Source organism: Halosimplex yunnanense (assembly GCF_054504345.1).
Map to the genome: position 1 here is coordinate 83,736 of NZ_JBTJEL010000034.1, position 25,594 is coordinate 109,329.

Consider the following 25,594-nt stretch of genomic DNA (forward strand, 5'->3'; position numbering starts at 1 on the left):
CGTCACTGACCCGGAACGACTCCGATCGAGTCACGCCGGTCGAGCGACCGTCGACCTGAAAACGGCCACACAGCGGCGCGAAAGGAAAGAGAGGAGAGGGAAGTCGGCGATTTAGCGACCGTCGTGGGCGTCGTGCCCGCCGTCGGTGCTGGCGGGGAGGTCGCTGGTCCCGTCCGTCGCGTCGAGGTCCGCCGCGTCGGAGAGGGAATCGACGGCGTCTGGTCCGGAACCGCCGTCGTCGTTGCCCGCGTCGACCTCGTCGGCGTCGGACACCTCGAACTCGTCGACCAGTTCCTCCAGGTCGGCGGCGAGGCCGGCCATGTCCTGGACGTTCTGGGAGACGCTGTTGATCGAGGCGGCCTGCTCCTCGGAGGCCGAGGAGACGTTGGTCGCCTCGGCGGCGGTCTCCTCGCTGACCGTGCTCACCTCGTCGACCATCGCGACGACCTCCTCGGTCGAGGCGGCCTGGTCGTCGGTGGCGTCGCTGATCTCCCGGACGCCGCTCTCGGCGGCCTCGACCGCCTCGGCGATGTCGTCGAACATCTCGATGGCGTCCTCGATGGTGTCGACGCCGGACTCGACGCGTTCGCGCATGCTGTCCATGTCCTCGACCGTCTCGCCGGTCGTCGACTGGATCTCCGTGATCCGCTCTTCGACCTCGTCGGTCGCCCCGCTGGCCTCGGCGGCGAGACTCTTGATCTCGTCGGCGACGACGGCGAACCCTTCGCCGGCCTCGCCGGCGTTGGCCGCCTCGATGGACGCGTTGAGCGCCAGCATGTTCGTCTGCTCGGCGATGTCGTTGATCATCCCGACGATCTCGCTGATCTCGTCCATCTCGGCCTGCAGGGCGGTGACCTGCTCGGCGGCCTGTTCGGTCTCGTCTTCGATCTCGCGGATCTCCGCCGAGGCCTCGGCGGCCTGTTCGCGGCCGTCGCCGGCCTGCTCGGCGGCTTCCCGGGCCGTCTGCGCCACGTCCGCCGAGGAGGAAGCGATCTCCTCGACGGTCGCGGACATCTCGTTCATCTCGTCGGCCGCTTCCTCGAGGTTCTCGGCCTGTCGGTCGGCGCCGTGAGAGATCTCCTGGACGGAGTCGGCGACGTCTTCGCTCGCGGCCTCGATCTCCTCGGTGCTCGCGGCCACGTCGCCGCTCGCGGTCCTGACTTCCTCGGCGATGGCCTGGACGCGGGCGACGCTCTCGTCGACGGCGTCGAGCCCCTCGTCGATGTTGTCCAGCACGTCGCCGTAGTCGCCGGGCAGGTCCGTCTCGAGGTCCTGGTCGAGGCGGCCGTCGCGGAGCTCCGCGCTGACGGTCTCGAGCTGGTCGAAGCTCTCGGAGAGCTGTTCGAGCCCGTCGTCGAGTTCGGTCATCACGTCGCCGTAGTCACCCGGCAGGTCCGTCTGGACGTCCTGGTCGAGCTGGCCCGCGCTGACGTTCGCGCTGGCGCGGCTGATCTCCGCGAAGCTCTTGCCGAGCGCGCGCATCCCCGCTTCGAGCGAGGTCATGATGTCCCCGAACTTGCCGGGCAGGTCCGTCTCGACCTCGGCGTCGAGGTCGCCCGACTGGAGCGCCTCGCCGACCGCCTCGATCTGCTCGATCTGCCGGTCCATGTTCGCCTGCATCTCGTCGAAGGCGTCGACCATCTCGCCGATCTCGTCGTCGCCCGCGGAGATCTCCGTGTCGTCGTCCTCGAAGCGCCCCTGCGACATCGCGGTGGCGCGTTCCTTGATCTGGACGATGGGTCGGGAGATGTACCGGGCCGCGCCGTAGCCGGCGCCGGCGACGACGACGGCGGCGACGGCGATCAGGCCGATCATGAAGTTGCGCGTCCCGTCGGCCCTGTTCTGGAGCGACGTGCCAAGCGCCGTGATCGGCTCGGTCACGTCTTTTTCGGACACCGTCGCGACGAGCGTGAACTGCTGGCTCCCGAAGTTGATCGGCGCGTAGTGGACGAAGCGAGTGACGTTCTCGCCGTCGACGTTCTTCGTGTGTACGGCCATCCCGCGCTGGCCCGAGAGCATCTTCTCGGAGACGATGGTGCCGAGTTGCTCGCCGTACTCGCCGGCCGCGGCGTCGGTTTCGGACGCGACGACCGAGTGGTCCGGGTGGCTGACGATCTTGCCCTCATCGTCGACGATGTAGAGGTAGCCGCTGTCGCCGACAGTGACCTCGTTGGTCATCTCCGAGATCAGCGAGTAGTTGAACTGCGCCACGACGACGCCGCTGAGCGACCCGTCGCCCTGACCGTATATCGGCGTCGAGATGGCGATCTGTTCGTGGCCGTCGACGGACCGAACGTCGCCGAAGTACGTCTCCCCCGGGGCGATCATCTTCGCTTCCGTGAACCACTCCTGGTCGGTGTGGGAGTCGCCGCTGGCTTGCTCGGTGACGACCCGTCCGCCCTCGCGCTGGGCCTGGACGATCTCCTGCCCGTCGCCGTCGACGAACGTGATCTCCTCGAAGACGGGCGATTCGCTCCCGCTGATCGTCATCGTCTGGGTCTGAAGACTCCGCTCGAAGGAGGTCGCGGTCCGCTCTCTGGCGTCTTCGAGCGCGGTCTGCTGGAGTTCGTAGTAGTAGACGTTCGGCGCCAGGATCCAGTCGAACGGTTCGTAGTACGTGTAGGAGATGAACTTCGTCTCGACCGGGTTGCCCTCCTGGGTGGTGTCCTCCCAGTCGTACTCGGCGACGCCCCACTCGTCGCCCGAGCGGATGTCCTCGTTACTCTGGATCTCCGATTTGATGTCGTCGAACACGCGGAGCGTCCCGCCGGCGTCCTCCTTCAGGTTGTACCCCTCTTCGAGGTCGTGGTGGACGACGATGTTCGATTCGAGGTCGGTGACGTAGGCGTACCCCGTGTCGCCGATGTACCCCGGCTGGAACGTGTCCGACATCGTCCCGTCCGCGGTGACGCCGCTGTCGGCGGTGCCGGCGATCTGGGCCTCGACCCGTTGCTTGACCTCCCGTTTTTCCTCCGCGGAGAGGTCCTCCCACGCGCGGCCTTCGTAGTCGGACTCGAGGATGGCCCGTCGCGCGTTCTCGATGCTGTCGTGCATCTGCAGCGCCACGTGGCCGACCTGATCCTCGCTCGTCTTCTGGATCAGTTCCATGTTCCCCTTGCTCGCGGCGAGGTAGTTCTGCACCGACCCCGACGCCCCCATCGCACGGACGTCGACCGAGCGCTTGTCGATCTCGTTCTGGATGCCGTCCTGTCTCGCGTCGACTGTCAAATTCAACTGCGCCGTGATCTCCTCACGCAGGTGTTCCGAACTCTGTTCCTGCGCGTTCTGGCTCAGGTCGTTCATGCCCATCGTCGCGAACGCTCCCACTGTCGACAGCGGGATCAACGAAATCGCGAGGAATAGTGCAATGAGCTTTACCTTCAGATCCATACCAGGAAACGATAATTGGTATACTTAAGGGTTCTCGGCAAATTACGCAATCTGATAGCGTGACTGGTGCATAACCGAACTGTTTCCCCCGTCTGTATTTATCTATGATACTATTACGAGCGCTGAATGCGAGGACCGCCGAGGCGCCGACGGCGGTCGCTTCGGGCCGTCGCCGTCCCGACAACGGTAAACCCGACGCCCGTGTAGCGGGGGTGAATGACCGATCGCGTCGCTGGTGACGGGCCGGGAGACGTCGACGGGGACCTGTCGCTCCCGCCCTCTCGCGGTGCCGGCGAAGGGGAGGTCCACGTTCTCGGCACCGCCCACGTCTCCGAGCAGAGCGTCGAGGAAGTCGAGCAGACCATCGCCGAGCGCCAGCCGGACGTGGTCGCCGTCGAACTCGACGAGGGCCGATACCGCCAGCTCAAGGGCGAGGCGCCCGACGACATCGACCCCGGCGACATGCTCCGGGGCAACACCGTCTTCCAGTTTCTCGCCTACTGGATGCTCTCGTACGTCCAGACCCGGATGGGCAAGAAGCTCGGCGTCGACCCCGGCGCCGACATGATGGCAGCTATCGACACGGCCGAGGAACACGGGCTCGGCGTCGCGCTCGTCGACCGCGACATCCAGATGACCGTCCAGCGCTTCTGGGCGCGGCTGAGCCCGCTGCGGAAGCTCTCCATGCTCGGCACCCTGACGCTGGCGATCGGTTCGCCGATCGCCGTCGGGTCCGGGATAGGCCTCTCGCTGGGCGCGTTCGCCGGTTTCGCCGTCGCCATGGTCGCCGCGAGCACGCTCGGGTTCGCGAGCGCCGACATCGTCGCGGCCCTCGGTCCGAACGTCGTCGCGCTCGTCGGCGGCCTCGTCGCCGGCGCGGTCGGCGGCGCGGTGCTGTGGTCGCTGTTCGACGGAGTCTTCGCGCGCGTCCTCGACGCACTTCCGATACCGAACACGACGTATACGCGGGTCGCCGCCGGCGTCGGACTCGGGTCGGTCGCTGGTGTCGCCATCGCCGCGACCGGCGGCCTCGCCGTCGGCCCGCTCTCGCTGTCGGTCGACCGGCTCGCCTCGATCGGCGGGTTCGTCCTCCAGGTCGGCGCAGGCGTCGGTGCCGGCGCGCTCCTGGGCGTCGGACTTGGGGTACTCGCCGGGGTCATCCTCGCGCAGTTCGTCTCCGAGGAGGAGAACATCGAGGAGTTCGACGTCGATGAACTGACCGACGCCGACGTGGTGACGGCGATGATGGAGGAGTTCCGGCGGTTCGCGCCGGGCGCCGCCGAGGCGCTCATCGACGAGCGCGACGCGTTCATCGCCCACCGCCTCGTGGCGCTCCGCGAGGCCGGCTACAGCGTCGTCGCCGTCGTCGGTGCCGGCCACCGCGAGGGGATCGAACGCTACCTCGACGACCCCGAGAGCCTCCCGCCGATGGAGTCGCTCGTCGGCGAAGCCTCGGGGTCGGGACTCACCGCGTACCTCTACAAGGCCATCGGCTACGCCATCACGCTCGGCTTCGTGGTCTTTTTCGTCCTGCTGGCGCTCGGCGGGGCGAGCAACGGGCTCCTGCTCGAACTGTTCGTCGCGTGGTTCCTCGTCAACGGCATCCTCGCCGGCGGGCTGGCGAAGGTCGCCGGCGCCCACTGGCCGAGCGCGCTCGCTGGCGGAGCCGTCGCCTGGCTGACCAGCGTCAACCCGCTGTTGGCCCCCGGCTGGTTCGCCGGCTACGTCGAACTGCGCTACGTCGACGTGAACGTCGGCGACATCGCCCGCCTCAACGAGATCCTCGACGACGACGAGTCGCCTATCGCCGAGATCTTCGCCCGGATGCGGGAGGTGCCGCTCTTCCGGCTGATCCTCATCGCCGGCCTGACCAACGTGGGGAGCATGCTCGCGAGCCTCGTCGTCTTCCCGGCCATCCTGCCGCTCATCTCAGCCGACGTCGGGGGCGTCTCCGCGATCGGCGACCAGCTGCTCCGCGGCGCCCAGACCGGCTGGGACATCGTCTGGAGGACGCTGACGTGAGTCGCCCCTCGACCGGCGGTCGAGACGACCGGAGCGGCCGCGGCGGTCCCGGTCGAGGCGGCCCCGGGGCCCGCGGAAACCGCGGGGGAATCTCCTTCAGCCGCCGCGAACTCCGGGACCTCCTGGTGGCGTGGCTCGCGCTCGGCGTCGCCTTCACCGTCTTCATCGATCCTACACTCACCGGTGCGCTGCTCCGGGGCAACATCGTTCTCTCGGCGCTCGGGCTGGCGCTCGGTATGTCGCTCGCCACCGTTGGCGTCGCCTTCCTGCTGCACGAACTCGCGCACAAGGTCGTCGCCGTCCGGTTCGGGCAGGTAGCCGCATTTCGGGCCGACTACGGCATGCTGTTCCTCGCGATCATGTCCGCGTTTGCCGGCTTCCTGTTCGCCGCACCGGGCGCGGTCGTCCACCGCGGGCGCATCACCGCTCGGGAGAACGGCCTCATCGCACTCGCCGGCCCGGTGACGAACCTCGGTCTCGCGGCCGTCTTCATTCCGTTGTGGCAGTTCGGGCCCGGACTACTGACTGATCTCGGGAGGCTCGGCCTGAGCATCAACCTCCTGCTGGCCGGGTTCAACATGATCCCCTACGGCCCGCTCGACGGCCGGAAGGTCATCCGCTGGAGCAAACCGGTCTACGTCGCCGTCGCCGTCCCGAGCGTCCTGCTCGCGCTGTTCGCCCTGTTGGGCCTCGGGCTCTGAACGGGCCGGCAATAACGACTTCCGCGTCCCGGCCCACCGTTCGACATGGCGCAGACGGTACCCGAGGAGGCCGAGGAACTGCTCACCGGCGACCCCGTCGTCGCGCACCTCGCGACCTGTGCCGACGGCCGGCCGCACGCGGCCCCGGTGTGGTTCCGCTACGAACCCGCCGCCGAGACCCGCGACGCGGAGGGCCGCCCGCCGGAACCCTCCGGCGGGGCCCACGAGGGCGGCGTGATCGAAGTGATGACGACCGGCCAGAAACTGGCGAACGTCCGGAAGAATCCCCGTGTCGCCCTCTCGATCGAGGTAGACGAGGCCGGCCACCCCTCGTGGATGGCCACCATCCGCGGGACCGCCACCGTAATCGAGGATGACGAAGAGAATCGCGAGGCCAACCGGCGGATCAACCGCCGCTACGGCGCCGACGACCCCGACGACTGGATCGACGAGAACACGCTCGTCCGTATCGCCGTCGGGTCGGTGTCGTACGACATCTTCTGAACCGTCCCGCGGCCGCAGAACTGGTCGCGGTGGGATCAGACCGTTCACCGCACACTGCCGACGAACGGGCCCGAAAGCCGGTCACCCGACGAAGAGGTACACCATCGCGTAGGCGACGGCGGCGAGACTGATGGCCGAGAGCGCGGTCACGGCGGCTCGCCACGACCGGAACCGCTCGAAGGACGGCGGCGAGACGCCGACGACGCCGACGGCGAGGACGCTGAAGACGAAGTGATAGGAGACCTCCAGCGTGGGCGCGGGCAGCGCGAGCGCGGCGCCGGCGTAGGCCACGCCGAGCACCGCGCGGCGGTCGACGTGGGCGTGCGGGCGCGCCCCGGAGATGCGGAAGTAGGCGGCCAGTGCCAGCCAGACGGTCGCGAGCTCGATTCCGAACGCGCCCAGCAGCTGCAGCGTCGGGTCGGCCGAGAGGACGACCCGCTCGGCGACGAGCGTCAGGTCGAAGGGATAGAGGAACGCGGGCGGCTCGCCGGTGAACAGGTCGCCGAAGGGGTGGGTCACGAGGCCGACGAGCGCCGCGGTGCCGAGGGTACGCGGCGACAGGTCACGACGGCGGGCGACGGCGACGAGCGCGGCGGCGCCGAGGACGAACACAGTCGTCACCGCGCCGGCGAGCAGCCCGCTGATCAGGGTCACGCCGGGGATCAGCGCGAGCAGCAACCCACCGCCGACAACACGCGCTCGAATGTCGGTACGAGCGGCGAGAGCCACCGCCACGGAAGTCACCGCGGCGATGGGGAGCGCGTGGGTAACGCCGCGGTGGACCTGGTTGCCGGCGTCCCAGAAGGATTCGACGGGGATCGGGCCGGACCCGGCGGACGGCGCAAGGAGTCCAGCGAGGCCGTAGACCACGTCGACGTCCGGGAGCGTGGCGAAGAGGCCGGCCAGCAGCGCGACGCGGAGTGCGGTCGCTCGGGACCACCCGAGACGGTGGGCGCCGAGGGCTGCGACCGCGAACGCGAAGCAGGCGTGGCCGACGAACATCACTCGCGTTTCGCCGCGACCGAAGATAAGTGTCTCGCGCGAGAGGTTCGCATACCCGACCTCGGCGACCGAGCGACGAGCGACGGGGATCGAAGTGGTCGCACCGCGGGACCGCGCCGTCACCAGCGGTGATCTGTACCGGATAGTCGCCGTTGAAACGTGGAACTCAGTCGTCGAGGCCGAACACCGAGCGGATCTCGGACTCGATCTCGTCGACATAGCGGTCGAGGATAGTCTCGACCTTCTCGTCGTCGACGACGAGCACGCCCGAGAGGCGGTCGGTGGGGTCCTCGGGGAGTTCGATCCGGAACTCGCCGTCGCCCTCGTAGAAGGGCTCGCTCTCGGCGAGGATCTGCTGGTCGATGGCGTGGATCAGCTCCGAGTCGTAGCGGTCGTTCATCGTCTCGAAGGCCTGCTTGTAGGCCTTCTGTAGCTCGGTGAAGTAGTTCGCGTACTTGTCCTCGAACTTCTCGGGATCGAATTCGGCCATTGCCCGGACAGACGACGAGCACCGACAAAAAGTCGTCCGTCTCGGTCCGGCGACGAACGCACTCTACCGCGCCGAATCTGCCGTCAAGTCACCGCGACGTATCGATCCCGCCACGACCGATGAGTCCGCTTACTTTCCCCCGAAGCCGAAGTCCTCGGCGTCGATCCGAATCAGCGTCCGGTTCTCCGGGAACGCCAGTAGGAACAGTCCTCCGCCGACGATGCTCGCGAAGACGACGCCCGCGACGACTGTCGCGCCGACAGTCACGGGGACCGACTGGCCGTTCGCTCCGATAACTGCGAGCACGACGCCGAGCAACAACAGCGACGCCATCACCCCGAAGACGAATCCCGCCCCGAACAGCAGCGTTCCGTCGTCGGTCAGTCCGTCTTTCGGTTCGGTGGTCATCCGTTCCTCCCAGTCGACTGTGTGCTCTTAAATATTTGCCATCGTGTAGGTCGTGGCGGTCGAACCTCGAAGAATTCACTGTCGTCGCAACTCGCCGATCACCGGTACTGGCCGCATTTGGTATATCGGTATGTGGTTTATGAGTACAAATCGCAACCCAACCCTGGGAGCGATAGCACCGGTTCAGAGCCGTCGAACTACAGAAATAGGAAAATTCCCCACGGATGATCGCGACGGTGACGGGCTAACCGCTTCAGTCCCTGAAACGGTTCACTGCCCGCTCTGTGCCGGAACGTACAGCAACGCGTACGCCATGAACAGTACTCCGGCGACGCCGAGGACGACGAGGTACGCGATCGGATCGAGAGACGTGACCGCGGCGAGGGCAGCGGCAACCCTCGAAACGGGGTCCGACGCCGAGATCGGCGGCCCGACGACGAGCACCACGGCTAGCGCGACCAGTAGCAGGTCGAACGCGTCGCGCTGCTCGACGGCCATCGACGGATCGCTCGGTGCCGACCCTCATAGTTGCCACGGCCGAGGGGCGTAGGCCACCACGCTACCCCAGGGTTCGACCCGCCTTCGCCCGTCCGGAAGATCCAGCGATGAAGTAAACTCCTGATACCCTTGCATTGAAATCAGACTGACATCGGGGGATGCTGGGGTCGCTGGCGGAACGAGCGGGAACTACTGCGGCCAGTGCAGTGGACGGGTGACCGGCCTCCATCGACGCATCCCGACAGAGAGACTGCCATCGAGGCAGTTCGAATGGTCCCTGGTTCTCCGCCGACGCTCTGGTGGTAGGGATCTGGGGCTGTGATCCGATTTCGTAGTCTCTGCGACCGGGAACGACCCACGGTGGAGAGCAGTCGAGGTCGACTCCACCCGCGGGATTGTCGACTCCCCGTCGTGACAGCTTTCGTCGCTACTGCCACGACGTCGCCGCCCTCGTATTCGGGGCGTGTCGGCCAGCGACCACGAGTCTGTCGCGCGTGCGGTGATGGTGACGCCACTTGACGCCGCCGAGAACACGCACTCGACTGCGACTCTATCTACAGGTCTTCGCCACGTTTGAGACTGAACTGCAGGATCGCTACCTATTCGGCCGCTTGAGGCCCCAAGTAGGCGATCGTCCGCGTCTCCGAGGTTCCAAGCAGCTCGACCGTGTCCGCGAACGGCTCGACCATCTCCGCACGACCGTCCTCCTCGCCGACTATCTCGGGATCATATACCGTATCTCGCGATATGAATCTGCTAATCAGCCGTTCCGAATGTGCATGAAATTCGTCCCAGATCGCCCCGATTTCTATATCTCAGAGAGATGCAGATCGAGCCGATGGGTCGCGAATGATTCTGGAAGGTCTCACCCGAAGCCCCACAGCGGTCACTGATTTCTCGAGAATTGGCTTAGTAGTCACTGGCCGCAGGGGTTTCGACACGTGTCAATCTACTATCGTATGTACTCGGGATCGCCTTCACCAGCTTCAGTAACCGATCTGCTTCGAGAGGTGGCTTTACTCGATAATCCAGTTCAGCCAGATCGACTTGAATCAGGAAGTCAACTAACCCATACGTTGAAGACATGAATTCCAAAGTCAAAATGAAAGAGTCTCACAGAGTATTCCTTCGACGGTGTCTCGGGGAGAAACGTGTCTAAGGAGCGGCAGCTTGTTTCGATTCCCCACCGTCGCGAGTACCGGTTCATCTGCCCTTTCGTCTTTACGCGAGCGAGCCGGATCTCGTCGTCTACGTCGGGATTCGTTGCAAAACGACTGTTTCGCTAGACGTCTGGCTCTTCGGAACGCCGTCGTGAGTCGTCAAAGATCACGCATTGGTCGGCGTCGGCCGCGACGAGGGATCTATCGCGGCCATCGAACGGGGCGTCGGCGAGGCGTCTAACCGCTCGCGGATTACGGGCTCCGAGCCCGCAGACGCGGGCGGCCCAGAGGCCACGCTCGAGGGGAGCACCGTCGTCCCCTCGCAGTGGGACGGCGACATCCCCGGACTCGGGACGCCGAAGATCGATGCCGCCGAGCGGACCACCGAGCGCGTCGACCCGCGGCTTCTCCGCCGAAACCTTCCTGAGCCCAGTGAGATCACTTGACGACGGTCACTGGGACTGGGGATCGATAGACGGTACCGTGCATTACGTTCTGGTAAAGGAGTCGGAGCAGACCGGACCGGCCGCAGCGCCCGATGACAACGTGATCGATGTCGGACTCCTCGATGCACTTGACGATCTCCCGAACCGGACAGCCGACCGCGGTCATCGTGGTGAGCGAACCGCCGTAGGCGTCCGCGGTTTCGGTCGCCGTGTCGAACAGCTCGTCGACGTACTTCCGTTCTGTCACCATCACTGGTTCGTGTACGTACGTTCTGCCGACCCCGTACGTGCCGTTCGCCCGTAGCACGTGCAACGCTGTGATCGACGCATCTGGGAACTCGCGGACGGCGTATCTGATCGTCTTGCGGGCCGATTCTTCGCTGTTAATGGGGACGAGAATCTCCATGTAAATCGGTTGAAACCGCTCGCATATGAACGAATATGGTAGTTAAATGGGTATATGATATATGAACTCTGTCAGAACTGTTCGAATGTTATCGCGTGACGAATCCGTCTATACCGCAGACGTGCGAACGGAGAGGACGACCTCCGAACGATAGCGCTGGCGATTCTGGTTTCGGTCGTCACCGAGGTGGTGCTCGTACCAATCGAGCACTGGAAGCGGTTCTCCAGCCGGGGGTACTTGAACCGTCGAATCCCGGGACTCCATCTATTCGACTAAAATGTCATTCATGAGTGTGTGTGATCCGATCTCTACCGTGGTCAAAACCAGAATTGTTCATATCGGAGAATCCTATCTCGGGACGCGTCAGTGCGAGACCGCAGCCCGACGTGACGACTTCGGAAAGGGGGACCGCGCGGCAGTCGGACTCGAGAGACGACCGTTCGGAATGTCTACCATCTCCTTCGGTAGTGGCGACGGCGTCGCACGCGTCCACGACGTTCTCGACCACTACGACCTCCTGGAGGCAATCGCGAGAGTCGAAGTGGTCGTCGAAGACGGCGCAGTCACGGCGGAGCAGGCGACGCAGATGGCGAACGACGGAGGTGTGGCCGTCGCTGACGCCGATCGCTCCGTGGACGGGCAGCCCGGAGAGACACATCCGACTGCACAGAACGCCGTCGAGACTGCCGCACTGAGTAGTTTCCGTCGGCGAGCGGGACGGCAGTCGGAGCCGGCTGGACAGAACGCGACCGGGACGCCGACGGTCGACGAAACGAGAGACGACTTCGAAGATGACGAAAACAGACAGAGCATGACGGACGAACGGACAGAACTGGTCGACGTGCGCGACAGGCTCGATGCGGAGTTGTCGGAACTCGGCGTCGAGATCGACGACTTGCTCTCCCGACTCGACACGATAGACGAAACCATCGCGGCGGCGGTCACGGAACGCGACGCGGCAGTGGAAGCGTTCCTGCCGGACGACCTGCTCCCGGAGACAGTGACCACCGAGACCCGAGACGTCGTCGCGTCCCATCTCGATACGCTCCGGGAGAAACGAGACGTGCGATCGGAGAAGGTGGCGATGAAGACCGACCGACTGAAAGCCGCGAACAGGAGGGCTACGAATGCCCGTGACGATATCGACGAGATCGAGGCGGTGATCGACCGTCTCGACGACCGGACCGACGAGGCCGAATCGAAGGTCGACGACGCCAGCGAGGAACTGGACGCCGCCCGGTCCTGGTTCGCGGACGACCTGGCGGTACTCGCACCGCGATTCGAGGCGTTCGACATCGACCTCTCCCCGGAGACGCTCGGAGCGGTCGTCGACGACCGGATCCCGGAGCGCAAGAGCGAGCTACAGGCGTCGGTCGAGCGTATCAGGCAACGTATCTCGGACCTCTCGGCGCGCAAATCCAAACTGGCGGGCGACCGCGACGACCTCAACTCGCTCGTCGGTGGGGGGACCTGTCCGACTTGCAACCAGGGCGTCGGTTCGGACCACAACGAGAACGAAGTGGATGCGATCGAGAGCGAACTTCACCAGACCGAGCGCCGATTCGGCGCGGCGGAGCGGGAACGCGACGAGTTGATCGCTGGCATCGAGGAACTGGACGACCTTCGTGACGAGGCGATCCGTCTCCGTTCGTTCCGTGACGAAACCGTGGCGGAGGCGACGAGCCGACTGGAGGACCGCCAGGAGACGTTCGAGGACCTCCAGGCGGACCTTGCGGAGGAGCGTTCGGAACTGGCCGACGCGAGAGCGGAGCGCGACGATGCGGACGCTGCGGTGACGACGCTCGAAATCGAAATCGGCAGTCACGAAGCCAACATCGATAGATTACAGGAGGAGATCGAGGACGGGGAAGCCTGCCTGGAGGCGTTCGACGTCGTCGAGGAACTCCGGGGGCGACGCGAGGAACAGGTCGACGGACTCTGGGATCGACAGGAAGCGTTCGAGGAGAAGGAACTGGAACGTGAATCGATCGACGCGGAACTTGAGGACCTCACCGATGAGTGATCCGTTCACGCTCCGGTCCGTCCCCGCCGAGGGGAGGAGCCACGATGGCAAGCGGGTTCGGTGTGGCTCCCACGCAGCACCGTGGAAACCACCGGTATCGGAGACGCTCACCTCGAACGTGCCCGTCCTGTCCCCCGCTGGCGCTGTGGGTGGCCAGCTGCGGCGGCGTACGCAGCGCCACTCCGTCGCCGACACCCCCACTCCGGGACAACTCCGACACCGGTCGAGGCAGGAGCCACTGCCGACTGCGTGGAACGCACTCGCGCCAGCGACGGGCGTCAGGGCGTCCCCGACGAGCGACCTCGAACAGCCCACCGGCCCGCCCGACGATACCGCAGGTAACCGTGACAGGGCCGGCGGGCGGGGCGACGCCGATCGCGACGTGTCAGCGCTCGACGCTGTCGGTGACAACGACCACGACGTCCACGACGTTCACGATATGCAGGAGAACAGCGACGACTCCGACGACTCCGACGACGGTCACGACGTCCACGATGTCCACGACGTCCACGACCTCCAGAACGACAGCGACGATGAAGACGAGGATAGCGACGATGACGACAGCAACGAAGGCAGTGACGAAGGCAGCGAGGACGACGATGACGAAAACGAGAGTGGCGATGACGACAGCGAGAGCGACGACGAGGGCGGTACTGACGGCGGCGGTGATGGCAGTGACAGCGACGACGATGACGACAGCGAGAACGACGATGACGACGACGAGTTCGCTTACAAGGAACTGGCCACCGCCCGGTCACGAGTCGTGGACGACCGGCGGGGGCGTGCCGACCGGCAGCGGACACCCGATATCACGCTGGGCGTGATCGGGTGTGGCGCGAACGCAGAGAGTTCGTACCTCCCGTATCTCTCGTCGCTCCCGGACACGGCTGTCACGGCGATCACCGATCTCTCGCGCGAGCGCGTGGAACACGTCGGCGACCGGTACGGGATCGCTCACCGGTATCGAATGGGTGCGACGCTGATTACGGAACACCAGACCGACCTCGACGGGGTCGTGATCTGTACCCCGTCGCACACGCACGCGGACATGGTGACCCAGGCACTGGAGGCAGGGCTGGCGACGTTCGTGGAACCCCCGCTGGCTCTCAGACCCGACGACGCGTCGGAACTCCTCACACTGGTGGAGCAGTCCGCGGTCCCGGCGATGGTCGGATACACGAGACGGTACGACCCAGCGTACCAGCAGTTCGAGTCGGCACTCGAACGGAGGGGTCCGGTCCGCTACGTCGATGCGTACACCGTGACTCCCGTCGATACACGGGGCCCTCGATCCCTCCCCGACCCAGTTTCGGAATCCCTCCCGGAGGGGGTGGCTGCCGACGTCGACCAGATCCGGACCGGACAGGCGAAGGACGCGCTCGAGACCGACGTGGACTGGATCGCGAACGAGTACCTGTCTCACCTGGAACGGCGCTGCCACGACGTGAACATGCTCAGGGGCCTCTACGGCGACGTATCAGAGGCTCTCCACGTCTCCCTCGACGGTCCAGGGGAGTTCTTCACGGCAGAACTCAGCTACGAGGGAGGGACTGATTGTCACCTGACCGCGGGTGGGATAGACGGCGAGTGGTCCGAGGAGTACGTCCGCGTGGCTACGGCCGACAGCGTCGTTCGCCTCGATTGCTCGGATCCGTACCGGCGACACTCGCCGTCCGCGGTGACGATCAGAGAGGGGGCCGACGAGGTCGTAACGCGCACGCGCGCTCCGGCCCGAGGTGGTCGCTCCGGGACTCCGGAAGCGATCGAAGCGCCGGTCGAACGGGCGCTCGGGGCGTTCCTCGAAGCAGTTCGGACGGGGAAACCGACTCAGACCCCCTTCGTCGACGCGGCGAAGGACGTGGCGCTGATCGCGGAACTGGTCGAACGCGGGACTCCACCCGCCGAGGGGGCCTGATGACCGACGGCTTCACGCGCTCGGTCACCTCGGCGTCGCGCACAGTCAGTACTGATGGCCGACGACGGGCGGTGAACGAGTGACTGACTCGGTCACGGACGGGTCGTGTACGTACGTCTACACGGACGTTTCGGCGTCCTCGCTGGACGAACCCTGGCACTGTCCGCACGACGCTGTGGAGGGCCGAGAGCAGTGTGTGTTCCACCATTCGGCCACCGAGCAGGAGGAGGTCGGGCTCTCGGAACGCGACGTACAGCGGCGATTCGCGGCGGCGCTCGACAGCGGTGACCCCGAGCGTCGGGCGTTCGTCGGTGCGACGCTCCCGGAACTGGACTTCGACCACATCGACTTCGACCACGACGATCAGCACCTGCTCGATCTGCGACACGCGCGTATCCGCGGCGACTTCGTGGCGAGTTACGCACGGTTCGAGGAGGCCGTCGATCTGCGAGACGCGACGCTCGGTGCGTTTCGCGCCGACGCCGGGAGCTTCAGCGACGGCCTGCTCTGTCGACGAACGACGTTCGAAGGGGAGGTCGACTGTTGCGGCGGGACCTTCACCGGCGACGACGTGGTGTTCACGGGCGCGACGTTCGAAGCCGCCGTCAGGTTCGACCAGGCCACCTTCGCCGACGCCGCCGTCTTCGACGACGTGACGTTCTCCGACGAGGCGACCTTCCGCGGCACGGAGTTCCACGGTCGGGCGATCGACATCGACGACTACACCTCCTTCGAGGGAGCCACGTTCGAGGACGTCGCCCGGTTCGACTACACGCAGTTCGAGGCCACCAGCTTCGAGGAGACGCTGTTTACGGGCGCTGCTCACTTCGCGGAAGCGACGACGGCTGCGCCCGTCAGGTTCGACCGGGCGACCTTCGAGTCGGCGACCGACTTCGACGGGTCGACGTTCGGCGACGACGTCTCCTTCTCGGAGGCCACCTTCGACGGCGAGACGCAGTTCCGGGGCGTCACGTTCGAAGGCGGGGGGACGATGCTGCACGACGACGCCGACTTCTCCGCGGTTCGGTTCGGACGGGCGGTCAGTTTCGAGTCAGGACAGGTCGGCGCCGCGACCTTCGAAGAAGTCGACTTCGAGGCCCACGCGTGCTTCCGTGACGTCGCGTTCCGGGAGAACGTGCGGTTCGACGCGGCGCATTTCGCCGGTGAAGCCCGCTTCGACGAGGCCACGTTCGACGCCCAGGCGACCTTCGAGGGCGCGACTTTCGCGGCGCTGGCGAGCTACCCCGGTGTCGAGTTCCGCGGGTCCAACAACCACAACAGCGCCAGCGTGACCTTCGACGAGGCGGTCTTCGGCGGCGACGCGAACTTCCATCACGTCTCGTGTACCGCCGGGAGCTTCCGTGACGTCCGGTTCGAGGGGGAGGCGTGCTTCATCGAGAGCGAGTTTCTGACACATATCGACATGAAGGTCTCCCGGATCGGGGACGACACCCTGGTCAACTTCACCGACGCCCACCTCGCGGCCGGAGCTGTCGTCCAGCCCGAACGTAGCTGGGTCAGGTACGACCTGACGAGAGCGACCATCGACGACATCGTCTTTCGGGTCGAGGGCACGGAGGACCGAGACCTGTTCAGGTACCTCCGCTTTTGCGAGACCACGTTCGAGAAGTTCGACTTCATGGCGCACGCGCACTATCTCAACCGGTCGAACTGGGGGATCCACGAGTTCGACGACGACGGCCTCGACGCCGAGTTCGCCGTGGAGATGACGCCCCAGGCGATCGAGAAGACTTACCAGCGGGCCAAGATCTGCGCCTCCGCGATGGGGAACGTCGAAGCCTCCGGGAAGTTCCGCTTCAAACGCCAGCAGTACGCCCGCGATAGCTACCGAGACATCGCCTCCGACCCCGAAGAGTCGATCGGGACGCGGATTCGAAACGGCCAGCGCGTCGGTGAGAACTTCTTTCTCGGGCTCACTTGCGGCCACGGGATACGGCTGTACCGGATCGCCGCGATGTTCGTGTTCTTCCCGATCGCCCCGGCGCTCCTGTACGCCTTCGGCGGGCCGGCCTTTCGGACCGAGGCCGGCCAGATCCACTCCGTCGCCGAGCTCGTAACTGGGGGCGGGATCGAGACGTTCATGTCGATCGTCTATTTCAGTTACATCACTTTTCTCACGATCGGCTACGGCGACATCGTCGCCACGGGGCGACTGGGACTCGTGATGGTCAGCCTCGAAGCGTACGCCAGCGTGGTCCTGGGTGGACTGTTTATCTACGTCCTCGTCAAGCGAAGTGAACTATAGGCCGTCGCGGTTGTGCGGGCAGTGAGACCCACTGACTGGCGGATTCGTTGTCCGTCGCGGCGGCCGCCGCACGGCGTTCACGCCTTCCGCGCTCGACCGATGTCGGCGGCGTCGAGGAGCCACCCGAAGACGAGTCCACAGACGAGCCCCGTGAGGCCGAACGCGAGCGACCGCCGTCGGTCGGTGGGTCTCACGAATCGCGTGCCCCCGTCGGTTACTTCGAGCGCTCCAGCCGGTTGTGCCGAGAGCCCCCCGCCGAGGCCACTGCCCTGAGGATATCCGTCGTCACCGTCGTCGCTCCCACCGCCTCCGCCGCCCGCGTCGTTCGCGCCGCCTCCGCCGCCCCCGCCGCCACCGTCGCCTCCACCGAGTCCGAAGTCGACCCGTGCGACCGGAACGACCGTCCGGTCCTGGCGCTCGATGGGCGTTCCGTAGACCGCCTCGGCGTCCGCACTCGATTCGACGGCTTCGCTCAACGACCGGAACGCGTCCGGGAGATTCACGGCCGCCCTCCGACGGTGTTCGTCAGCCGTCCCGTCCGTCCCGAATCGCTTCCGTACCCGGTGGCCGTGTTGCCACCGTCTTCGACGGAGACGTCCCCGCCTGGTATTCGACTGATCGGTGCCACGGCTGTACAGGTTCGGTCGACGCGCTCGTCTGTCATCGACCCAACTATCGACGGGCGGACGTATAGCACCGAGTGGTCGTCGAACGGACCACCATCGACTGCTCTGGAATCTTCCCGGATCAGGAGTTTCTAGACGGTCCCCGCGGCTCTCAACGGTAGTCCGGGTGTGCGAGCGAAACAGTCAAGATTGCCGGGGGATCAGCGGGTCGATCGCGAGCGTCCGTTTCGCGATGGTGAAGATGCGGAAGACGTACGAGACGAAGATCATGAACGGGAAGAGCGTCATCGTGAACGTGAGGCCAATTATGGGGATGATGTTCTCGATCCCGAACGTCGTCCCGGGAAAGGTGGTTCCGTCGAGGGTCACGAGCATCGTCCCTGCGACGATCAGCGCTGGCACCGCCGTGGCGAGGATCAGTTGCGAGAGGACGATCAGCGACCACTGGAAGTACAACGTCTTGATGTACTCGCGCGCCGGTCCGTAGAGCATCAGCGCCTGCTTCAGTTCGGCGAGCGCCTCTTCCTCCGCGCCGGTGAGGTCGTCGTTGTAATCGTCTCTGATACGTTCTACCTGGAACACTTTCCAGCTGTAATCGAAGTTCAGTGCGGCGAACACCACGTCGAAGGTGCCGAAATCGGCGTCTTCCAGTTGCGTTCTGACGTTGTCCGCGTTCTCGCTGAGGCCTTCGGACAACTGCCTGAGGTCGTCGTCCAGCGCCTGGTTGCCGGTGTCATCGATGTCGCGGACCGCCTCGGCCCGTTCCGACGTGGCTTCGAGTATGTCACTGAGAAACTTGGAGGGTTTCGTGGAACAGGGTGCACCGATCAGTTCCGACGCCTCTTCTCGAAACTCCATCGCGCCGTCAAGGCGTTCGAACTGGTCGCCGAGCGGACCGTTCTCCTGTGTCAGGATCAACTGGCCGAACGTGACGACGAGGGTCGCGCCGGTCACGATGACGGTGATCATCGTGGAGAACAGTCGCTCGGAGAGGTCGCCTTCCACGTCCACTTGGTACAGTTCTGGACGAAGGACGAATGTCCCGAGTGTGAACGTGACGAAGAAGACGGCGGCCAGAATACCGGCGATTATCAGTCGGTTCCCGGACAAGAGCAGCCACGACGTAATCCGGCCTGTATCGGCTCGTTCGCGAACAGTGTCGTCAGTGTTGACTACCGTCTCAGGACACATTGTGGTTCGGGGACATGTATCGGTCGAGTACGCGTATCGCTACAGCGGGGCTTCCAACGCTCTCGTGTCCGAATGGAGGGGGTGGACACGAGGACAGGGTACTGCACGGCCGTCGGGCGCCATTCGGCGCCGGTCGACGGTGAGTGTGGGTCACGATCGGTTCGCATCCCCCCGTCCAGTTGGCGGCGGATCCGGGTCGGTACGGGTGAGTACGACGGCCGGACACTGCGTCACGACTGGGGAACTCCACCGCGTCCCTGCTGGCCGCTCACGTCGTACTGGATGCTGACGGTCGCGTCGCCGCGGAGGGAGAGCGCCTCGACGGGCCCACGGAACCAGTACGCGTCGACCGAATCGGCGACGAGGCCGCGGACCGGCCGATCGCGAACGATGTCGCCGTCTGCGATCGGTGTGTCGTGGCCCGCAGCGACCGCTGCCGCGGCCTCGAAGGAGTACGTGCTCGGTTCGGTAGTCCGACTGCCATCGAACACGACGACGTTGGGGAACTGGTCGCCACCGTCGCCGTTCGGGGCACTCGAAGGACACAGCGGGGCGGACGACGCGGCGGCTTCGGCGCTGGTCGGGACGCCGTCGGGCGTCGAGAGGTCGGGATCGGTCGACACGTCGGTGTCGACGTCGACGGTCGACCCGCTCGCCCTCTGGATGGTCCCCCGGTACCCCCCGCTCTCGAAACTGATCCGTCCGGGGGCGTCGTTTGCGCCGGCGACTACGGCGTTAGGATAGGGGCCGTCGCCGAAGGACGAGTTCCTGATCGTCACGGTCCCGCCGTTCCAGACCCAGACGGGGCGGCCGTTGGTTTCGACGTAGTCGTCGTCGTGGCCGTAGTCGGTGGCGTCCGTGTAGGCGACACAGTTTTCGATCAGATCGTCGCCGCCCGCGCAGCGAAACGTCGCGACGCCGTTGTTCTTCCCGAAGCAGCTGTCGAAGTGAACGCTACCCGAACCGCCGGCCGTGTTCGAACAGTGGAACCCGTTGTTCGGGAATCCCTGGACGTTGCAGTGGCGGAACGTCACGTCCGCTTCGTTGCCGTGACGGAGGAACACCGCACCGGGTCCGTGGCCACCCTTCGAATCGCCCCCGGTCGCGCCGTCACCCAGGTAGACGTTCTCGAAGAGGACGTCGCCCCGGTCGGCGTCGACCGAGATCGCGAACTGATCACCGCGGTAAACGCCCTCGAAACCGACATTTCGTACCACCGCGTTCGCACCTGTGACGCGTAGACGAACGCTGTTACCCGTCGAAACGTCTATCAGTTTGTTCTCGAACACGTCTCCGCGACCGACGTGGATCTCTTGTCCCCGGGCACGGACGACGTCGTATCCTTCGCCGTTCGTCTCTCTTACTGAAGGCTCGATTGCCATGTACTCTCGTCGCCGCTCACGACGATAAACGACCTACGTGACCGAACACGCGAATAGACGGATACGCGAATCACACCGAATCCTGCGTCTTCGAACGGAGAGTGCCGGTGTCGCGGACTCCGGTCACCGTCACCCGACCGCGTTACCTTCTGGCTCCCAGCAAGAAGTCGAAGAGCCCCCTCAACACCGGAACACCGTGGGATCTCGAGGGAGTCTGCGACACTCGCCCGTCTCTGCCCGGTGAAGCGCACGGCTCCGCAGTGGTCCATCCTGCGCTGGAACCGGCCGGGCGTGACGCTGCTGTCGCTGGGCTGTTCCCCGAATGGGGGTGTGTCGGTCCCCTGTTCCACCTCGCACTCGCGCCGCTACGCCGGTGGGACGTGTTTTCGAACTACCGACTTCGCGCGGTCGAGTGGCACGTTCCCACCGCCGTCGAGGGTCCCGAACACGCCCAGGATCTGGAGCAGGGTCTCGGTCTCGTCGCGAGAAAGTGTGAGGTCGCGCTGGACGTGGTATATCGCAGTCGCCCCGTCCAGTGCCTCGACGATCGCCTCGCGATCGAGGCCGTTCCGGACGCAGATCTGCTCGGCCTCGTGATTCTCTGTCTCCGACCTCTCGCTGGGACTCTCTTGGTCGTCGAGGTGGACGCAGTTGGTGCAGGGGTCGTAGTCCGGAACCGCCGTCGCGTCCCGGAGTGCGACCTCGTTCGCCGATTCAAGTTTGGGGCAGTCCGCTCGCTTGTGGTAGGTCTCGGACTGCGAATTCGCCGCGACCGCGACGCACCCTCCCTCGAGGTCGTCAGCGACGCAACTGCCACACGGGCGATGATGCGGCACGACGGCGCGGTCTTTCTCGACGAAGTCGGCCGCCCGCTGCAACTGCGGACAGTCCGTCTGGACGTGAAACACCTGCGACGGACTTCCACCGCTGGACGCGATGTACACGGTGCCCTCCACTTCCGGGGTCTCTTCGACCGCGTCGTCCGACTGTTCCGACCCGTCGGTCGTACCGTCGACGCCCGCGGTCGCTTCGACCGAGTCGTCGCCGTTTTTTGCCGTTTCGCTGGTGACGTCCGGGTTCTCGTGTCCGTCACCGTCGATGGCCTCGTCGCACTCTACCGGCGAGTAGAGCTTCCGCCGGCCGTCGCTGGGGTCAGGCACGGTCTGGACGAGATCGGCCTGTACGAGCTTCGGCAGCCACGACCGAACACTCTGGAGCGTGGCGTCGACCTCGTCCGCTATCTCTCCGGACGCCCTGGATCCACCTAGATCCCGCAGTGCGCGCAAGGTCTCGCGCTCACCGTCGGTGAGGTCGCCCCGCGCCACGCTGGGGTATCTCCCACCACCAGTGTCACCTTGCTTCTCGCGATCCGACTCGTCGACTCCGCCCTGCTCCTCCAGTTCGGTGATGCGCGCTTCGAGTTCCTCCAGTCTGTCGGCTTCCTTCTGGAGCCCGTCGTACCCCTTCCGGAGTTTCTCGTACTGCGCTTCCAGGACCTCGGTACGTTCCCCAGCTCCGCCGTTCGAGTCGAAAGCCGGTGGGAGTCCGAGATCCAGGGTGAGACACAGGCTGCCGTCGTCCCTGACCCGCTCGGCTACCTTTGTGTCGACACCCATCTCTTCGAGCGGCTCGATGACCTCCGCGATCAGCCGGTGCTGCTCGGCGAGGTTGCTCACGAGCGTCCCCCGAGCCGTCCTGCATTCGTCCACAGCGGTGCCGGCTCGATCAGTGCGCTGGTAGCATGCAATCCTCTCTCCTGCCCGTCTATCGCGTGGTCCACTCCGATCACTTCCGTCGCGGGACGACCGAGTGCGCGCTGGTCGAACCAAGTAATCGCGCGACGGGACACGAGAGCCGTTCCGTGCCCACGCTCCGAACGGAGAGCGGGAGCGTCGCCGTTGGACGGCCGGAGCCGATACCTGTTCGCCGGACCGCTCGTCGAACCGAGTTTCGTGTGTTGCATTTCGAATCCCTCGTGGCGAGTCCGCTGTCCCATCGAGCGCGCCACCCCTGGTTGGACGACGCACTCAGCTCGACAGCGGAGGTCAATCAGTCGCATCCCCTCCCTTCGGGCCGGACACCGACCCGAAGAGCACCTCGTCGTCGATCTCTTCGACGTCCTGGAGACCGAGCCTGATCAGGCGGTGGACGACTTCTCTTTTCGGTAGCCCGGTTCTGCTGGAGATCTCGTCGACGTCCGCGGCCAGCGAATTCTGACAGCGAAACGTTATTTTGTCAGTCATATTCATGCAACATCAATACGTAGAATCTTGATGCATGATAAAGGTGTTCCACTGCACCACTGGTGCAGTGAATAGATGCCACTATTCACCATAGACGCTCCGATCCGATGACCCAGTTTTTTTGTGCGGCAATACCGTGACGTTAGGTATGGAGAGAACCGAAAAGATCAGTACGAGCGTTACTGAAGACGAAAAAAGCCGTTTTCGTGTCCTCGCTGCAGAGCGAGACATGACCATGGCAGAGCTGCTCCGAGAGCTCGTCTACGAAGAGATCGAGGTCGATGAGCACCAGAAGGCGGTAGGGGCCGAGGGAAACTCGACCCCCGAGACGACTCCGACTGACTGAGAAGTCTCTCCTCGCAAGGCTGTCGCACGCTCGTGGGAGGGGTTCCTGAATCTCCCGGATACTCGATTGCTGGTTCACTGTTTCGGTGACCGAATTCGGGGAGGGAGGCGGTCGCAACGAGAACCGCTCGTGGAATTCGATAATTTCCTCCGATAACTGTTCGACGCGGAGAATGAAGACGCTTGGGAGACCGAGCGTAAGCCGTCCCCGTGCAGCGTTTCGCGGCTCGAAATGTCAACTCGATGATCACGCGCATCAGGCCCTCGCTGAATCCATTCGGCGTCTCTCCTGTATCGAACGACAGGCACACGGCTGTGTGCGCCGCGTGTAGCCGACCAAAGACATACCGATGAACTATCCCGTCTTATCATATGTTTAAACACATGTGGGAAATTATGTACTGGCGTATGCTCCACGTCAGATTTCGACGATCAGGGAGTACTACGTTGTTACCAGGACAGATTGGCTTGTAGAGGCCCCTTTCTCACGCATATTACGGGAGTATCGCTGTAATCGTCGTTTGCCGCCGAAGATCGGCTTCCGTTCCCCGAGCTAATTGAGCTGCTGTCGGCGAATGGGAGAACAAGGCCGATGCGTGATAGAATCTGGCGTCTCCCTGTCCGAGTGTGACGATGAAACGACAGAGCTCAGTAAGTGGTACTGGAGTAATTCCACCGATCAACGAAACCCGCGAAAAGTGGGATTCGACGGTCCATCCGGTATCATCTCCCTCATTACACGCCGAATGCGGTTTCTGATCACCGATCGAGTCCCTTTCTCTATGACTCGAATGCGGAGAGCGACGTGAGGGACTTTGATCGGGCATTATCGGCAAGTGGCCGGGACGCCCTCGTTTCCAGATCGACGTAATCTGAAATACGTGTACGCATACTTGACAGAACACGTCAATAATCTGGACTTCGTACTGTCCGCGGTCGGTCGGAGTCGAACGGTACTGTCGATACGAGACGGCAGGTCAGCGAAGTTCGTCGAGGCGGGTGGACCAGACGGGTTCTCAGCCGATCTGGTCGGCGACGATCCCGTCGGCGGCGTCGACGAACGCCTGTTCCTCGCCCGCGGGAACCGTCGCGCCGGCGGCGATGTCGTGGCCGCCGCCGTCGCCGCCGACCGACCGGGAGGCCTCGCCCATCACGACGGACAGATCGAGGCCGTCGCGGACGAGCACCCCGGTCCCGCGGGCGGAGACTTTCGTCTCCTCGTCGTTCTTCCGGGCGAAGGCGATGATCGGCTTGTCCGCAGAGACGCCGTCGGTGCCCAGCGCCATTCCCGCGACGATGCCGACGATGGTCTCGCGGATCGCCTCCCCGGCGTCGAACCACTGGAGGTTGTCTTCGTGGGTGACTCCCTGCTGGCGGACGTACTCAAGCCCTTCCGAGAGGTTGCGCCGATGGTTCGAGAGCAGGGTCTGGGCGCGGTCGAGCGCGCCGCCGCGGTCGCCGAGACACACCCCCAGCCCCACGTCGGCGCGTTCGTATCGCGCCGTGGCGTTGAGCAGGGTCGAGAACTCGCTGGCGTCCCGGAGTTCCGTGCCGTGGGGTTCGTCGACGAGTTCGTAGGTCGTCCCGACGAGCGTGTTGATCTTCGATGCCGGAACCCCCCGCTGGACGGCGTGTTTGACGAGCGCGCTCGCGACCGTCTGGCGCTCGTCGTCGGTCAGATCGACCCACGTCCGCCAGTCGCCGGCCTCCTTCAGGTCGACGTCGAGGCCTTCGAGAAACCGGATCGCCCCCGCTTCGTCGCCGGAGACCCCCGGGATCTGGATGTCCGTCGCGTACTCGAAGAGCTTCGGGAGCGGGCGGGTCTGCTTGCCGTACAGCGTGAGGTCGGTCCCCTCGGCGAGGACGCCGGCCTCGACGCCCTCCTCGACGATACCGCGATTCGCGCCGACGAGTTCGCCGCCGACAGCCTGCATGTCCCCGACGGCGCCGACGACAGCCAGCCCGGCCAGGTCGCGGTTGTCCGCGGACTGGCCGCTGCGCTCGGCCAGCGCACGCGCGAGGACGTACGCCGCGCCGGCGCCGGAGAGTTCCGACGCCCCGTTGATCCCCTCCAGCAGCGGGTTGAGGTGGTACTCCGTCTCGGCGTCGGCGGGCTGGTGGTGGTCGGCGATGACCGGCACGAAGTCGCCCGCCCGTTCGTGAGCCGCGATGGCGTCGAGCTGACCGCTGCCGAAGTCGGTGAACAGCACGGTATCGTACTCGCGGGCCGCGATTGAGGCGATCTCGGTCTCGTCGAGCTGTTTCTTGAAGACGGTCTCGAAGTCCAGGCCCGCCCGCTCCAGCGCGGTCGACGCGACGGCGGCGCTCGTCAGCCCGTCGGCGTCGATGTGCGAGGCGAGCAACACGTCGTCGGCGGAAAGCAGTCTGTCGGCGCAGGCGCCCGCGCGCCCGGCGAGGTCGGGGACCGGCCCGGTCGTACTCATCGAGCGTTTCTAATCCGGGCTTGTGATTTAAGCCTCCGGGTCAGCCCGCGTCCCGGAGGCCGCGACCGAACGTCCGGTTCTATCTCTTGACGGCCTCACGCTACAGTTGCTCGATGATCGGTCGTTCGGTCG

The 25,594-nt window shown here is 65.1% G+C and carries 20 protein-coding genes; 8 read left to right on the forward strand and 12 right to left on the reverse strand.

Features of this window, described 5'->3' with window-relative positions; all coding sequences use genetic code 11:
- Window positions 1-111 precede the first annotated feature (111 nt).
- Window positions 112-3,390, reverse strand: coding sequence for a methyl-accepting chemotaxis protein (locus tag AB2U09_RS11770; RefSeq protein ID WP_459192915.1), 3,279 nt, complete (start codon window positions 3,388-3,390; stop codon window positions 112-114).
- Window positions 3,391-3,606: 216 nt separating this feature from the next.
- Between AB2U09_RS11770 and AB2U09_RS11775 the strand changes: the two genes are divergently transcribed.
- The 3 genes from AB2U09_RS11775 (at window position 3,607) to AB2U09_RS11785 (ending at window position 6,617) form a co-directional block, all read left to right on the forward strand.
- Window positions 3,607-5,412: a TraB/GumN family protein gene (locus tag AB2U09_RS11775; protein WP_459192916.1), complete on the forward strand. Its 1,806-nt coding sequence runs from the start codon at window positions 3,607-3,609 to the stop codon at window positions 5,410-5,412.
- Window positions 5,413-5,501: 89 nt separating this feature from the next.
- On the forward strand, window positions 5,502-6,113 hold the full coding sequence (locus tag AB2U09_RS11780) for a zinc metalloprotease (RefSeq protein WP_459193272.1): 612 nt from the start codon (window positions 5,502-5,504) through the stop codon (window positions 6,111-6,113).
- A gap of 45 nt (window positions 6,114-6,158) precedes the next feature.
- Window positions 6,159-6,617 carry a pyridoxamine 5'-phosphate oxidase family protein gene (locus AB2U09_RS11785; protein WP_459192917.1) on the forward strand — a complete coding sequence of 153 codons (459 nt, stop codon included), beginning with the start codon at window positions 6,159-6,161 and terminating at the stop codon, window positions 6,615-6,617.
- An 81-nt stretch (window positions 6,618-6,698) separates the two neighbouring features.
- Here AB2U09_RS11785 and AB2U09_RS11790 read toward each other — a convergent pair whose 3' ends face one another.
- The 4 genes from AB2U09_RS11790 to AB2U09_RS11805 all read right to left on the reverse strand — a co-directional run bounded on the left by AB2U09_RS11790 (window position 6,699) and on the right by AB2U09_RS11805 (window position 9,015).
- A complete protein-coding gene (locus AB2U09_RS11790; protein ID WP_459192918.1) occupies window positions 6,699-7,619 on the reverse strand; it encodes a metal-dependent hydrolase in 921 nt (306 codons plus the stop codon).
- A 166-nt stretch (window positions 7,620-7,785) separates the two neighbouring features.
- Window positions 7,786-8,109, reverse strand: a complete 324-nt coding sequence (locus AB2U09_RS11795) for a DUF5783 family protein (protein ID WP_459192919.1) — start codon at window positions 8,107-8,109, stop codon at window positions 7,786-7,788.
- A 129-nt stretch (window positions 8,110-8,238) separates the two neighbouring features.
- Window positions 8,239-8,517: a hypothetical protein gene (locus tag AB2U09_RS11800; RefSeq protein WP_459192920.1), complete on the reverse strand. Its 279-nt coding sequence runs from the start codon at window positions 8,515-8,517 to the stop codon at window positions 8,239-8,241.
- Window positions 8,518-8,787: 270 nt separating this feature from the next.
- Window positions 8,788-9,015 (reverse strand): hypothetical protein, encoded by a 228-nt coding sequence (locus AB2U09_RS11805; protein WP_459192921.1) that lies wholly within the window; start codon window positions 9,013-9,015, stop codon window positions 8,788-8,790.
- Between the two features lie 1,333 nt (window positions 9,016-10,348).
- Between AB2U09_RS11805 and AB2U09_RS11810 the strand changes: the two genes are divergently transcribed.
- Window positions 10,349-10,621 (forward strand): hypothetical protein, encoded by a 273-nt coding sequence (locus AB2U09_RS11810; RefSeq protein WP_459192922.1) that lies wholly within the window; start codon window positions 10,349-10,351, stop codon window positions 10,619-10,621.
- Here AB2U09_RS11810 and AB2U09_RS11815 read toward each other — a convergent pair.
- Window positions 10,614-11,027 (reverse strand): universal stress protein, encoded by a 414-nt coding sequence (locus AB2U09_RS11815; protein ID WP_459192923.1) that lies wholly within the window; start codon window positions 11,025-11,027, stop codon window positions 10,614-10,616. The two genes, AB2U09_RS11810 and AB2U09_RS11815, sit on opposite strands and share 8 nt — an antisense overlap.
- A gap of 445 nt (window positions 11,028-11,472) precedes the next feature.
- Between AB2U09_RS11815 and AB2U09_RS11820 the strand changes: the two genes are divergently transcribed.
- From AB2U09_RS11820 to AB2U09_RS11830, 3 genes are all read left to right on the forward strand, one after another.
- Window positions 11,473-13,050, forward strand: a complete 1,578-nt coding sequence (locus tag AB2U09_RS11820) for a coiled-coil domain-containing protein (protein ID WP_459192924.1) — start codon at window positions 11,473-11,475, stop codon at window positions 13,048-13,050.
- Window positions 13,051-13,432: 382 nt separating this feature from the next.
- Window positions 13,433-14,965: a Gfo/Idh/MocA family protein gene (locus tag AB2U09_RS11825; RefSeq protein ID WP_459192925.1), complete on the forward strand. Its 1,533-nt coding sequence runs from the start codon at window positions 13,433-13,435 to the stop codon at window positions 14,963-14,965.
- Between the two features lie 79 nt (window positions 14,966-15,044).
- Window positions 15,045-17,231: a pentapeptide repeat-containing protein gene (locus AB2U09_RS11830; RefSeq protein ID WP_459192926.1), complete on the forward strand. Its 2,187-nt coding sequence runs from the start codon at window positions 15,045-15,047 to the stop codon at window positions 17,229-17,231.
- A gap of 77 nt (window positions 17,232-17,308) precedes the next feature.
- Here the strand turns inward: AB2U09_RS11830 and AB2U09_RS11835 are convergent, their stop codons facing one another.
- The 5 genes from AB2U09_RS11835 to AB2U09_RS11855 form a co-directional block, all read right to left on the reverse strand.
- Complete coding sequence (locus AB2U09_RS11835) at window positions 17,309-17,734, reverse strand: spore germination protein GerW family protein (protein ID WP_459192927.1); 426 nt, start codon at window positions 17,732-17,734, stop codon at window positions 17,309-17,311.
- Between the two features lie 306 nt (window positions 17,735-18,040).
- Window positions 18,041-19,048, reverse strand: a complete 1,008-nt coding sequence (locus AB2U09_RS11840) for a DUF7972 family membrane protein (RefSeq protein ID WP_459192928.1) — start codon at window positions 19,046-19,048, stop codon at window positions 18,041-18,043.
- Window positions 19,049-19,278: 230 nt separating this feature from the next.
- Window positions 19,279-20,265 carry a hypothetical protein gene (locus AB2U09_RS11845; RefSeq protein ID WP_459192929.1) on the reverse strand — a complete coding sequence of 329 codons (987 nt, stop codon included), beginning with the start codon at window positions 20,263-20,265 and terminating at the stop codon, window positions 19,279-19,281.
- A gap of 530 nt (window positions 20,266-20,795) precedes the next feature.
- On the reverse strand, window positions 20,796-22,139 hold the full coding sequence (locus tag AB2U09_RS11850; RefSeq protein WP_459192930.1) for a winged helix DNA-binding protein: 1,344 nt from the start codon (window positions 22,137-22,139) through the stop codon (window positions 20,796-20,798).
- Window positions 22,140-22,475: 336 nt separating this feature from the next.
- Window positions 22,476-22,673: a hypothetical protein gene (locus AB2U09_RS11855; RefSeq protein WP_459192931.1), complete on the reverse strand. Its 198-nt coding sequence runs from the start codon at window positions 22,671-22,673 to the stop codon at window positions 22,476-22,478.
- Window positions 22,674-22,821: 148 nt separating this feature from the next.
- Here AB2U09_RS11855 and AB2U09_RS11860 point away from each other — a divergent pair, with 148 nt between their 5' ends.
- Complete coding sequence (locus AB2U09_RS11860; RefSeq protein ID WP_459192932.1) at window positions 22,822-23,019, forward strand: hypothetical protein; 198 nt, start codon at window positions 22,822-22,824, stop codon at window positions 23,017-23,019.
- A 1,015-nt stretch (window positions 23,020-24,034) separates the two neighbouring features.
- Here AB2U09_RS11860 and recJ read toward each other — a convergent pair.
- Entirely contained in the window at window positions 24,035-25,462 is a 1,428-nt protein-coding gene (recJ, locus tag AB2U09_RS11865) for a RecJ family nuclease (protein ID WP_459192933.1), read from the reverse strand.
- Between the last annotated feature and the right edge of the window lie 132 nt (window positions 25,463-25,594).